Source organism: Novipirellula caenicola, assembly GCF_039545035.1.
GTDB classification, from domain to species: domain Bacteria; phylum Planctomycetota; class Planctomycetia; order Pirellulales; family Pirellulaceae; genus Novipirellula; species Novipirellula caenicola.
Genome location: NZ_BAABRO010000008.1, coordinates 228,506 through 240,831 on the forward strand (window position 1 = coordinate 228,506; position 12,326 = coordinate 240,831).

General features: G+C 54.8%; 11 protein-coding genes. 6 read left to right on the forward strand and 5 right to left on the reverse strand.

Annotated elements, in window-relative coordinates:
* The first annotated feature begins 51 nt into the window (after nt 1-51).
* A complete protein-coding gene (locus tag ABEA92_RS17045; RefSeq protein ID WP_345685042.1) occupies nt 52-2,508 on the forward strand; it encodes a DUF3516 domain-containing protein in 2,457 nt (818 codons plus the stop codon).
* 48 nt (nt 2,509-2,556) lie between these two features.
* Nucleotides 2,557-3,663 carry a tetraacyldisaccharide 4'-kinase gene (gene lpxK, locus ABEA92_RS17050; RefSeq protein WP_345685043.1) on the forward strand — a complete coding sequence of 369 codons (1,107 nt, stop codon included), beginning with the start codon at nt 2,557-2,559 and terminating at the stop codon, nt 3,661-3,663.
* A gap of 307 nt (nt 3,664-3,970) precedes the next feature.
* Here lpxK and ABEA92_RS17055 read toward each other — a convergent pair whose 3' ends face one another.
* Entirely contained in the window at nt 3,971-4,159 is a 189-nt protein-coding gene (locus tag ABEA92_RS17055) for a hypothetical protein (protein ID WP_345685044.1), read from the reverse strand.
* A gap of 318 nt (nt 4,160-4,477) precedes the next feature.
* On the opposite strand from ABEA92_RS17055, the gene ABEA92_RS17060 reads away from it, so the two are divergent.
* The 4 genes from ABEA92_RS17060 to xerC all read left to right on the forward strand — a co-directional run bounded on the left by ABEA92_RS17060 (nt 4,478) and on the right by xerC (nt 7,498).
* Entirely contained in the window at nt 4,478-4,843 is a 366-nt protein-coding gene (locus ABEA92_RS17060; RefSeq protein ID WP_345685045.1) for a hypothetical protein, read from the forward strand.
* A gap of 144 nt (nt 4,844-4,987) precedes the next feature.
* Nucleotides 4,988-6,145 carry a hypothetical protein gene (locus ABEA92_RS17065; protein ID WP_345685046.1) on the forward strand — a complete coding sequence of 386 codons (1,158 nt, stop codon included), beginning with the start codon at nt 4,988-4,990 and terminating at the stop codon, nt 6,143-6,145.
* Between the two features lie 71 nt (nt 6,146-6,216).
* The gene (locus ABEA92_RS17070) at nt 6,217-6,462 is read left to right on the forward strand and encodes a hypothetical protein (protein ID WP_008692404.1); all 246 of its coding nucleotides are present in this window, start codon (nt 6,217-6,219) and stop codon (nt 6,460-6,462) included.
* A 133-nt stretch (nt 6,463-6,595) separates the two neighbouring features.
* Nucleotides 6,596-7,498 (forward strand): tyrosine recombinase XerC, encoded by a 903-nt coding sequence (gene xerC / locus ABEA92_RS17075; RefSeq protein WP_345685047.1) that lies wholly within the window; start codon nt 6,596-6,598, stop codon nt 7,496-7,498.
* Between the two features lie 47 nt (nt 7,499-7,545).
* Here xerC and ABEA92_RS17080 read toward each other — a convergent pair whose 3' ends face one another.
* From ABEA92_RS17080 to ABEA92_RS17095, 4 genes are all read right to left on the reverse strand, one after another.
* Complete coding sequence (locus ABEA92_RS17080) at nt 7,546-8,544, reverse strand: hypothetical protein (protein WP_345685048.1); 999 nt, start codon at nt 8,542-8,544, stop codon at nt 7,546-7,548.
* A 191-nt stretch (nt 8,545-8,735) separates the two neighbouring features.
* On the reverse strand, nt 8,736-9,407 hold the full coding sequence (locus ABEA92_RS17085; RefSeq protein ID WP_345685049.1) for a TIGR04283 family arsenosugar biosynthesis glycosyltransferase: 672 nt from the start codon (nt 9,405-9,407) through the stop codon (nt 8,736-8,738).
* Entirely contained in the window at nt 9,404-10,543 is a 1,140-nt protein-coding gene (locus tag ABEA92_RS17090; RefSeq protein ID WP_345685050.1) for an LptF/LptG family permease, read from the reverse strand. The genes ABEA92_RS17085 and ABEA92_RS17090 overlap by 4 nt, the downstream gene beginning before the upstream one ends.
* A gap of 172 nt (nt 10,544-10,715) precedes the next feature.
* The gene (locus ABEA92_RS17095) at nt 10,716-12,323 is read right to left on the reverse strand and encodes an ArnT family glycosyltransferase (RefSeq protein ID WP_345685051.1); all 1,608 of its coding nucleotides are present in this window, start codon (nt 12,321-12,323) and stop codon (nt 10,716-10,718) included.
* Nucleotides 12,324-12,326 lie beyond the last annotated feature (3 nt).

The window sequence follows — 12,326 nt, forward strand, 5'->3', positions numbered from 1 at the left end:
CTTGTCTCCCTAGGTCCATTGTTCTGCGATGACTGTTACAACTTGTAGACTATGACGCAACCAACCGAAAATCCCGACCGTGACGTTTTGGCTTCGGAATACTTTGATCTGATTCCGTTCCAACCGTATCCCGTCCAAGAAGAGGCCTTGCTGGCGTATTTTACAAATGAGCAAGGAGTGCTGGTGTGTGCCCCCACCGGGACGGGGAAAACGCTGATTGCCGAAGCGGCGGTCTACGAGGCGCTGCGGACCGGCAAACGAATGTACTACACCACGCCGCTGATCGCATTGACGGACCAAAAATTGGTCGAACTTCGCGAGTCGGCTGTTCGCTGGGGATTTTCCGCAGACCAGGTCGGATTGGTGACCGGGAATCGCACGGCCAACCCCGATGCCCCCGTGTTGGTCGTGGTCGCCGAAATTTTGCTCAATCGGCTGCTGAACCCCGAGTCGTTTGATTTTTCGAATGTTTCATCGGTGGTGATGGACGAGTTTCATTACTTCAACGATCCCGAACGCGGCATCGTGTGGGAGTTAACGCTAGGGTTGTTGCCGCCGCATGTGCGAACAATGCTGCTGAGTGCGACGGTCGGTAACGCGTTGGATTTCACGTCGTGGTTGTATCGATCGCATCAGCGGCGGTTGCAATTGGTGTCGGGCAGCGAACGCAAAGTGCCGCTGCAATTCGAGTGGATCGAAGACGACATTTTGGCCGACTTTGCCGAAAAAATTGCCGCCGGCGACGAGGTCACACGGCGGACGCCGGCGCTGTTGTTCTGTTTCAGTCGTGCTCAGTGCTGGACGACGGCGGAACTGCTCAAGGGCAAAAGTCTGATCGATAAAGCCCGGCAAGCTGAATTGGCGGACTATTTGAACGCGGCCGACATGAGCGAGGGAGCGGGGCCGAAGTTGAAGGCGATCTTGATGCGTGGTGTCGGCGTGCATCATGCCGGCGTCCTGCCACGCTATCGCCGGATCGTCGAAGAATTGTTCCAGCGAAAATTGTTGAGTTTCTGTGTCTGTACCGAAACGCTCGCCGCCGGAATCAATCTGCCCGCGCGAAGTGTGGTATTACCTAGTTTGCTGAAAGGCCCGAAGGACAAAAAGAAGCTCGTCGATCCATCGTCGGCACAACAGATTTTTGGGCGAGCCGGGCGGCCTCAGTTTGACGATCGAGGCTACGTGTTCTCGCTGGCTCACGAAGACGACGTCAAAATCAATCGCTGGCGAGAAAAATACGATTCGATCCCCGAGGACACCAAGGACCCGGGATTGATGAAGGCCAAAAAACAGCTCAAGAAAAAAATGCCCAAGCGGCGGAGCGGCGAATCCTATTGGACCGTGTCGCAGTTTGAACAACTGCAACAAGCTGCGGCCGCGAATTTGTCCAGCCGAGGACGATTGCCGTGGCGGTTACTGGCTTATCTGTTAGGCGAAAATGCCGAGGTCCAACCGATTCGCGATTTGGTCGGACGTCGACTGTTGCCGCCCAATGGAATCGATGAAGCTCAGCGTGATTTGAATCGGATGCTGATCACGCTGTGGACAGCCGGTTACATCGAACTGGATCCCAAACCGCGTGCGGCATCGCCCAAACCGATCAAAAAATCTAAAGACGACGCGCCAGAGGTCAAAGCGACTGAAGGTTTGTTTGGCAACTTGCTAGATCAAATGCGAGGCGATGATGAGACCCAAAAGGCGAACGAAGAAGAGGACAACCAAGATCCGGCATTGATCGAAAGTCGTGGCTACGAGGTCGATGATTATCGTCCGACGCTGGCAACGCCCACGGATCGATTGGAGCGTCTGGTGCATTTGAAAAGCATCAATCCGTTGTTCGGCGTTTACTTGGCGGACCAATTGGCGATCGCCGATCCGCAAGAACGGATCGCCGCACTGGAAAGCGTCCTAGAGGTGCCTGGATCGGTCGCCCGTTACGTTCGGATGCCTTCGTACGATGACATGCCTCCCGGCACCCTGGCAACAACGCGGTTGGATTCGCAATTGCTGACCATGGGGTTGGCGACGGCCGAGGAACTTGGTGCCAAGGGAGATGACGAAGAGGAAGAGGTGCGTGATCGCGGCTTTGGCCGAGTGATGTTTGATGAACCACGAGTGTGGCCGCTGACGATCGGCGAAAAACTATTGCGGCTATTTCGCGAAGAGTTTCCTCGTGTGCAAAATGTAAACGTGCGTCCGGTTTGGATTGTCGGCGAGTTGCTCGAATTCGGCGGCGATTTTAATAAGTACGTCACCGCGCGGAAGCTGCAAAAGGAAGAGGGAATTCTGTTCCGCCATTGCTTGCGAATGATTCTGTTGTTGGATGAAATGGCCAACGTGCCTCCGCTTGAATCGACCGTCGAGACCTGGGAAGATCCGCTCGATGATCTTGCGGACTTGTTAACCGAATCGTGTCGCAAGATCGACCCGCAGAGCACCGACGAAATTCTTTCGGACAGCAAGGAACCGGTCGACGATCTGGTCGGACTCGGACGACGCAACGCCTAGCGGCGTCCACCATTTGCCTCTCACGCGACTACAGCGGATGCCACTGCATTGGCTCAGAATTTTATGGACTATCGATCGATTATGAACGGCGGGCGGAAAGGTCCGTTGGCGGCTGCGATGCGAGGTGGATTGTGGCTCGCCAGTCGCGGGTACGCCGTTGGCGTTTGGAAACGCAATCGCGGCTACGATTCAGGCCAAGGCGTCCTGCGATGCGAGGTGCCGGTGATCAGTGTCGGCAACTTGACCACCGGGGGAACCGGAAAAACGCCCGTGGTTTGTTTTTTGGCAAAGTGGTTTCGCCAAAAAGGCATTCGTGTGGGCATCGTCAGCCGTGGATATGGACGTGGCGATGCCGATGCCAATGACGAGGCATTAGAGTTGTATGCTCGGCTTCCCGATGTGCCGCATGTGCAAGATCCCGACCGTGTTGCCGCCGCATCGATCGCGGTCGATGAGTTGGACGTTCAGTTGATCTTGATGGACGACGGGTTCCAACACCGCCGTTTGCATCGTGATCTGGATTTGGTCGTGATTGATGCGACCAATCCGTTTGGGTTTGGGCACCTATTGCCGCGAGGGTTGTTGCGAGAACCGGTCTCCAGTCTGGCACGCGCCGATTTGGTTATCATCAGCCGCTGCGATGCGGTCGATGAAGATCGGCTTCGCGGAATCGAACAGCAGATTCACAATGCGAATGCGACGCTGCCGATCGTGCGAAGTCAGCACGTCCCGACATCGCTGTTAGAGTATCCGAATCAGCAAGTCTCACTCGAGCAGCTCGATGGATGCCGCATCGCGGTCGTTTCGGCGATTGGGAATCCCGATGCCTTTCGCGAAACGTTGATCAAATGTGGTGCCACGGTCGTGGCATCGCGCGAACTGCCCGATCACGATCCCTATGCCCCGGAAACGGTCGAGTCGCTACGAACGTGGATTCGATCGCTTGGCGATTCGATCTCGCGAGTCGTATGCACGCACAAGGACCTCGTCAAACTTTGCACGGATTCACTCGGCGGTGTTCTGGTGTCCGCGTTGATCGTCGAGCTGCGTTTAAGCGGTGGAGAAGATCTCGAGTCATCGGAATCGGCTGAGGCAAAGCTGCATGCTTTGCTCGCGAAAGTCGCCGACCAGGTGACCGCCGAAGAGGATTACTAGCGGCTTTGGCGAGCGTGGTGAAACCCTCGGAGCCAGCCGACTACGGCATTGGCGTTCGGCAACTACGCTTGCCAGAGCGTGGATGGTTGGCAGGCGGATTCGCGTCACCACCTTCTGGCGAAGGTAGCTACGACTTCCTTTACAGCGACATGCCTCGATACTTCGTAGCCAAGGTCCACGCTTTCACGCTTGCGGCAAAAAAAAACGTCTCTCCGCTGTGGAGAGACGTCTTCGTATGGAAGTCGCGTTTCAGGAGCGAACTCCTGAGGCGATGATTTCTTCGCTTCTTACCTAGCAGCTGGGTTTCTTACTCAGCAGCTGGGGTTTCTGCAGCAGTGGTGGTGTTGCTTGGAGTTTCCACTGCGGCAGTGGTGTTCGAACCACCTTCTACTTCAGCGCTGTCTGTGTCGATGTTGATCTCTGGCGGGGCAGGAGGCTTGCAACCGACAGCAACAACCATCAATGCAGCAGCAACCAAAGAGGTGGGGATCATCATTCGGAAAGTGGACACGGAAAGAATCCTCGAACTAAGAAAGGGGTGGAATTGTTTTACGGGAAAACAGAGACGCAAAGGATTGATTTCCCAAAACCCGAGAACCGTCAACGACTCTCGTTCCTACATAGTGGACTCAGTTTTCTTCAAATTTGAAGGGGGACGACCCCAATAATCCGTCAATTCGACCTCAAAAATCAATGACTCGGGACAGTTTTAACGGTGAGGCTGAATTCATTCTGCCGCGAACTCCGATTTCTCAAAGGAGCCCTGGATGGGTTCGTCCCACCCGCCTGACCTCTGAAAATAGTGAAGTGATTTATGCGTATTTGTCACATCCTGCCACTCTCGCTCGTTATGGCCGTTTTCCTCAGCGTTAACGCTCGGCCCACCGCGGCCCAAGATTCTGAGGACATGACGTTTAGTGAACAAGTGTCGCTGTTCGATTCGTTGGATTCGCCGTCACGAGCGACTCAGCCGACCAGTCAGGCTTTGTCACCCAAGACGCCGGCCGAACTTCGTCAAGCTCGTGCCTTGTACCGGTCCCAGCAGCGGATTGCACGGCAAGAATACAATTTGTGGATGGGACGCGAACCTTTGCGACCGAGTTGGAATGCGATTCCGATGACCTCGAGCCGCTACGCGCCGCGACACACCTATTACGTTCCGGTTTACATCCAAAAGTAAACGTGTGGGGTTGCGGCGATTCGTCGCATTGTCGGCGGATGCCATTTTTTTTCCTGATTTCCCTCATCTTCGACGCGAAGATCGGTCGATGACATCGGTGGGAGCGGAGTGACAGGGTGCGCCATCGATGCGCCGAGAAATGTCGTGAAACTCGCTCCCCTATGCTCGTTCCTGCTGCTGACGATCGCCGCGATCAATTCGCTCGGTTGCTCGTTGGTTCCGGACACCCGCCAGCGTGAATCGCTGCACAATCCGTTTCCGCAAATGAAACGGGTCGCGGTGCTGCCGTTCTTTAATCAAAGCAGCGAGCCGACGCTTGATACCGAATTGGTCTCGGAAAGCTACTACGCTGCCCTGCAAGCCATTCCCGGATTCGAAGTCATGCCGGTGGGCGTCACCAAGGCGCAGTGGCTGCAATATTCGGCGGCCCATGGCGAGCCGACTACGGGAGCGGATTTTCAACGTCTAGCAAAGATGATGGATGTCGAGGCGATTGTCGTCGGCTCGGTGACCGATTTTCAGGCCTACTATCCGCCGCGAATGGCAATGACCGTGCACTGGTACGCTGCCAACGAAGGGTTCCATCCAATCCCCGCCGGCTATGGTTTGCCGTGGGGTACCGACAAAGAGAAAGAGATCCCGCGGCGAATCGTTCGCGAAGCCGAATTTGAACTGGCTCGCAGCCAATTGGAAACCCAATCGCCGCTATCGGCAGACGAGCCGGCCGCGGTTTCCCAACGGCATCTGCACCGTGTTTCAGCCGAAACGCCGCTCGACGGAAATCAGCTCCGTCCGCCAAACATCAACCATGATACGCAAATGGGCGGGATCCAACCCGAGACGACGCCGTCGATCGATAGCGACCGGTATGCCGAAAACCAAGCGTTGGCTCATGATCCCCATGGACACGGCGATCCGCTTGCACCGACCGCGGAAGAGGTGGGCTTGGGCTTGTTTCGAGATCAATTGCCCGAAGCTCCATTGCCAGCAAATTGGCCCGAACCAACCGACTTGATCCCCGATCCGCCCTCGCCCGTACGCCCCGCGACGATCGTAAACCACGATCCGGTTTTAAGTCACACGCGAATCTACCGCGGTGATGACTCTTATTTCACAAATCGTCTCGCCGACTACGTTGAAACGGGCGATGATGCGCGTTCGGGAGGATGGCAGGGTTATTTAAAACGTAGCGATGATTTCATTCGTTTCTGTTGTCACGTCCACATCACAGAAATGCTCGAATCACGAGGTGGAAGTGACGCAAGGGACCTCATCTTGCGATGGCCACTGAGCCGATACTGAAAGCCAGGTAAGTCGGGTAACCCCGGCTGTTTGGCATCGGCGTTGTGACTAGCAAATGGACACTTGCATCAATGGATCAGGAAATCAATGTTTTAGCGCTGGTCAAAGGCGAAGAGAAGTTCATCTTCATGTTCGATGATCAAAATCGGGATGAGACGCTGCGTCAATTGGCGCGATTCGCAGCGGACCCTGATCTTGAATTCTCGTGGTATGACGCAGCTATGTTAAGCCGCAAAATTCGTGATGCGGTACCGAGCGAAGACGACATGCTCGCCAGCGAAGAATTCGACAGTTTGTCGATCGACGACTTCTACTAAGACTCTCGTCGCAAGGTGGTCCGAGCGAGAAAATCGTCGAGCGAGTCTCGCGAGGTGACGCCGCAATGGTTGAACGTCAACGACCCCCGGTCATGACGACTTTCACTTCGCACGCTCCTCCCACTGCTGTTTTATGCAAAGCGCGATCACTCAATTCTTGCGGTACTTGGCGACCGAACGCAATGCGTCGGATCTGACGATCAAAGCGTACCGCGAAGATCTTTTTGCCATGGTCGAATGGTTTCGCGCCACTCGCGGCGAGGTCCCAAAACCACAGTCGCTTTCGCCACAAGAACTGCGTACGTTTCAAGCCGCGTTGCAAGAAGCCGGTTACGCGCGGACCACGATCGCCCGCAAACTTGCCTCGCTCCGCAGTTTCTATCGGTTTGCGATGCGGCAAGGGATCGCCGACAGCAATCCTGCGAAACCGCTTCGCAATCCACGGCGGCAACGCAAATTGCCGCACGTGTTGAGTAACGACGAGGTCGGCCGGTTGCTGCTTGCCCCGCCGGGCGGCGACACCGCGGGACTTCGAGACCGAGCCATTTTGGAAACCATGTACTCGGCCGGGCTGCGTGTCAGCGAATTGGTCGCGCTGCGTGATCGCGATTTGGATTTTGAGCAACAGATCTTGCGAGTTCGCGGTAAAGGACGCAAAGAGCGAATCAGCCCGCTTGGATCGTTCGCGATCAAAGCGATCAAGAAATATGAGCAGCGTCGAATTCGCGATCCCAAGACGGAACAACTTGGCCGCGATGCGCCGGTTTTCGTCAATCGGTTTGGCAACATTTTGACCACTCGCAGTGTCGGACGAATGCTCGACAAACATATCGCCGTGGTGGGGCTCGATTCACGCACCAGTCCTCATACGCTGCGGCACAGTTTCGCGACGCATCTACTTGATCGCGGCGCCGACATTCGTAGCGTGCAAGAGTTGTTGGGTCACAAAAGCCTTGCGACGACTCAAATCTACACGCACGTCAGTGCTGCGAATCTGCTGTCGGTTTACGAAAAGGCGCATCCGCGAGCAAACTGATCCTGGTTTGATTGCGAAACGAAGCGGCGACGCTGCCAGTTGCCGGCTCAAACGCGGGATTTTCGAAGCTTTCGTGATCCGTTTTTCAGCTGCCACCACAGACAATGCAGCCGATGGGTTCGCCAGGCGATGTCATTCATGCTCGGCACGCTGTCAAGATTCGGTGAGCGGGATGTCGCAGGAGATCCCTGTCGTTTTTTCAGTTCTCTGAAGATCACATCGAACAAAACCACCGGGACCCAGCTAAAGTTCAGCGTGATCATGCGGACCGCTTCACCGGTGGTGGCGTTGCGACCATAGAACCCACCCTCTGCGGAACAATAGATCTTTTTGATCTCGCGGCCATTGAACAATCGTTCCATTTGCATGCCATGTTCATGGCAGATGCAATCGTCAAACGTGGTCCCATCAATGATGCTGCTCAGCGGGATCGAGCGGACTTGCTCGTCTTGCTTCAAACATTCGTACGCTGACATCTCGGTGAATGCCCAATTGGGATGCAGCGATTCGAGTTCCTGTTGTTTCGCTTCTAGAAAACGGGTGTCTTCAAAGATCGAATTGATCTTTTGCAGGTATCGCGAAACAAAGGCCGATCCCGAGACGTATCCATTGACGCATTGTCCATTGCACTGCTCGGTACACTCGTACGATTCGAACTTGGCTTCGTGGTCCGCCAACGATTCCAAGATCATCGTGTCCGAATCAAAGTGCCAAAACGAATCGAATTGGTGAGCAACGAGGAAGTTGTGGACAAAGAACCAGCGTTTGAATACGAACTTTAACCAATCCTCGCCCCCTTTGATGTGGTGATGCTGAGGGCCTTGGATCGGACGATAACAGCGATCAAAACGATCGATGGCGTCACCGTAATCGAAGTCACGGAACTGCCGATGCGTGATTCCTTTTTGTTTGCCAATCCAACGATTCTTTTCATCGCCCAGCAGAACCACTTCCTTGTCAGGATTCGTCAGCCGAGCCGTCTCGAGAACATAGGGCAAGTAGCGACTGTTGCCGTAATGCGTGAAGATGATAGGCGGATTTGCCAATGAACTTTCCTAGCGGTAAAGCGGGGCTGCAATCAGGATTCGGGATGCTAATTTAACCGACAAACGGGTTGCCGGGATCCCCGCATGCCTCGCGTGCGACGAATCCCCGCGTGCAACGAATCCCCGTGTGAAAAGGAAGCCTGTATGCCAAGGAAGCCCGCGTGATAAGGAAGCCCGGGGCACGATGGACGCTAGCGATACCGCTTTGCCAATTGCCGCGGGGACGCTCCGAAACGGTAACGGCATTGCAGATTCCAATTCTGCAGCGTCTGTCCAACGATGCCGCGTTGTTCCCAGCGTCTCGCACTGATCGTCACCGGCCCGGGTAGCAAGACGGGTTTGGCGATCGCCCGCATGGTACGAGAAAAAGCAACGTCTTCCATCAATTCGATCTCTTCGAAACCGCCCACCTTTTTGTAGGTGTCTCGGCGGACAAAGATCGCTTGATCGCCAAACGCCATGCCGCGAAAACGCACTCGCGCGGCGTTTCCTTTTTCAATCAATCGGTAGGCGAATCGGGAATGATCGATGCGCTGCATGAAGGCACCCCAAACCACATCAGGGACTTCGCATATTTGCTGCAAGCACGATGGGCCGAGCCGGTTGTCGGCATGCAAAAACAGCACGACTTCGCGGCTGGCGAACACGGCACCTGCGTTTAGTTGGATGCCACGCCCAGGGACCGAACGGATGATCTTTGATGCGCCGGCATCCGTGGCCATCTCGATCGTTTGATCCACGCTTCCGCCATCGCAGACAATGATCTCGGCCGCGCCGGCATCGATCGCCGAGCCGACCGCATTTTTGATCGTGGCCGCTTCATTGAGCGTCGGAATGACGACCGAAATGTCCGCAGGATTCATTCGGTCTGCACTTCTCGAAAACGGACGTAGGCGATCGGTCCAAGCACCAACAGCGGCACCCAGGCCGCCATCGCCGGTGACAACAAATAACCGCTGCCGCCCATCGCACCGGAAAGCGTTTTGATGGCGAAGAAAAACAGCACGGTGCCGATGGCCACGGCAATCATCAAGAATAAATTGCGACCACGTCGATTGACCACGATTGGTAGCCCCAACAACACCAACGCGTAATCCAGTGGCGGACGAACCATCCGTTCGTGCAGTAACACTTGAACGCTTAAACTGCTGTGCACGGCGGGGTTTTTGACGCGTGAGGCGATTTCGGAAATCGAAACAAAACGAGATGTCGATTGGTCGGTTTGTAAGAACTCGGAATTGATCGTCGTCGCGATAAAACACTCGTTCGGTTTCAACCACGGGTGGTCATGAGGCGTCAAAATCACGGGCCGGTGTTCCGTTCCGACCGAGGCGAGCGAGGCGATATTCTCTGGACGTTTGATCCCGCTAACCAAGTAGCCTTCGGCATGATCCTCGGTCGCTTCGCTCCACTGTGCCGATTTCGCGGTAATCAAATCACCGAATCCCTCAAAGTCACCATCGAGACGAAAACTGGGGTAATTGATTCGTTTGCTGCGAGGCAGCAGCGAAGCTCCCTCGATCAAAATTTGGTTGGTCAAATCGTAGCAAGGAAGAATCGGTTGCTCGGATTCCTGTTCCAACTCTTTGGCCTTCATCGCCAACGCGTCGCGGTAATGAGGCAACAAGCATTCGCGGTTGGCCAATTGAAGACTGATGATGAAAAAGGACGCGATCAACATCGGACGCAGAATGCGGCCATGCGAGATGCCGGCGGACAATGTTGCGGTCAATTCGCCCGTCCGGCGGAGCCAACCGACCGTAAACAGCAGTGACATCAATACGATGATCGCGCCGGTCCAATCAAACAGCAACAGCATGTAGGGGCCGTAATACCGCAGCATCACCGCCGCTAAACCGCCCTCGGTGCGACCGAGGTGCACCAGATCATCCAGGCTGGTGAAAGCGTGGAAAACAATGAAAATGCCCGCGATCGAGCAAAAACATACCACCACCGTGCGGATAAAAAGAATCAGGATGTATCGATCAATCTTGGTCACGATCTATCCGGCATTTTCTGAAAAAGAGGTGCGGTGAGAGGGGAAATGGCAACACAGCGGAACACCGATGTGCGACCGATTGTCTAGCCAATGAGCGAATCAAGTTGATTCCTTCACGGGGTCACTATCCAAATTCAAGCCTGACAAGACAAGACCAGTGCGTTGATGGCGATCACCGCGTTGCGGATTGGGGTGGCAAGGCTCCGATCCGATCACTGGCGGATAACGGATCGTAAATCGCCGCGATCGGATCGATCGAATGTTCCATTTGTGCAAAGCCGAGTGTCGTGGTTGCCGATTCGTCACCATACAAGTAGCGGTATCGGCGACTCTGCCAAACCAATCGATCGGTCGGTTGGCCGACGATTTCGATCGCAAATTCGCTTAGTTGATCGTTGGCATTGGGGCTGCAAGCATCACTTGCCACGACGACCTGCTGATTGCCGCGAGCCAGGATTTTGAGCAGCGATTCGCTATCGACCAAGTGACGTTGGTCCATCGAAATGACCAGCGAGTGAGGAAATTGAAGTTTCAAATTTCCGGCACTGTGCATATGAGGCGTGATGATGATCGCCGGTGTCGATCCGACTTCATCTTGAATCGTTTGAGCGAACTGCGGATAGGGAATGTTCAACCAGATGAACCGGTTGCGTTTTTGCGAAAACATGGGGCGGGCGACGATCGCGACCAAAACGACCGCCATCAACGTCACCGCACTGATGCAAACGCGGTTCATCGCTACGCGGTCAAGGTAGGCGTATCGACCCACGCGGAGCATCAAGTAGGCGGGAAACAAACACGCAAACGGTTGAATCCAGCGGTTTTTGAACTCCAGTGCATTGCCGGACAATACAAGCATCATCAGTGCGAGTCCGACAATCAAAAAGAATCGTTCAATCAACAACGTGGTTGGGTCGGTCGCATCGCGATTGGATTTCCATTGCAACAGGATGCTTTTTAGCGAGTCACGAAAGGCAACCAAAAAGATCGCCAGCGTTAACAAGCAACATGCAAGCGTGGAAGTCACCAGGGCGTAAGCCCCGTGCGAAACATTGCTGCTCCACGAATCCGTTTGTTCGGTGGTCAACGTCGAAATGGTTTTGGATGACGCCAGCTGAAGATGATCGATCGCCCAATAGGTATGAGGTGCAACCAGCACGGCGGCGACGACAACCGAAAGGATCAAACGACGATCAAGCAACCAGCGGCGATAACTTGGCACCGAAATCGCCGCAGCGGCCACCGCCACGATCACAATCGCAAAGTTGTATTTACTCAGTAAGCCAAAGCCACAGGTCAAACCGATCGCAACGTACCATTTCCAGTGCGGTTGGTGACGCAGCGAAACCACGCAGTACACCAATAAACTAACGGCAAACGTGACCGCCACGGTGTGCGACAGATCGCGATGGCTTTCCCAGGAAATTTGCGGGATCGTCATCATCGCAAGCGAAGCGACCAACGCCATCGCGGCATTCCCGGTGGCTTTATGGACGGTGCCAAAGACACAGAGGTACGTCAGTGCCAACAACACGTTTTTCAGCAAGGCGAGCGGCATCACGCCGTAGCCAAAGACATGGAACATGGCTGTTTGCATCCACGTGTACAGCGGTGGTTGGCTGTTGTAGCCAAGCGAAAACCACTGAGACAAAAACGCTTGTTCGGATTCGTCAAAATCGAGCGAACCGGAAATGCAGACACGCACGATGACGTGCAAACCGAAGTAGGCGAGCAAAACCGCTGCAAATCGATAGCGTTTTTCTAGGATCCAATCAAGCATTGG

Coding starts and splice junctions, on each gene's coding strand:
- ABEA92_RS17045 (WP_345685042.1), top strand. CDS start 52: ATGACGCAACCAACCGAAAATCCCGACCGTGACGTTTTGGCTTCGGAA.
- ABEA92_RS17055 (WP_345685044.1), bottom strand. CDS start 4,159: ATGATGATCCCCACCTCTTTGGTTGCTGCTGCATTGATGGTTGTTGCT.
- ABEA92_RS17060 (WP_345685045.1), top strand. CDS start 4,478: ATGCGTATTTGTCACATCCTGCCACTCTCGCTCGTTATGGCCGTTTTC.
- ABEA92_RS17070 (WP_008692404.1), top strand. CDS start 6,217: ATGGATCAGGAAATCAATGTTTTAGCGCTGGTCAAAGGCGAAGAGAAG.
- xerC (WP_345685047.1), top strand. CDS start 6,596: ATGCAAAGCGCGATCACTCAATTCTTGCGGTACTTGGCGACCGAACGC.
- ABEA92_RS17085 (WP_345685049.1), bottom strand. CDS start 9,407: ATGAATCCTGCGGACATTTCGGTCGTCATTCCGACGCTCAATGAAGCG.
- ABEA92_RS17095 (WP_345685051.1), bottom strand. CDS start 12,323: ATGCTTGATTGGATCCTAGAAAAACGCTATCGATTTGCAGCGGTTTTG.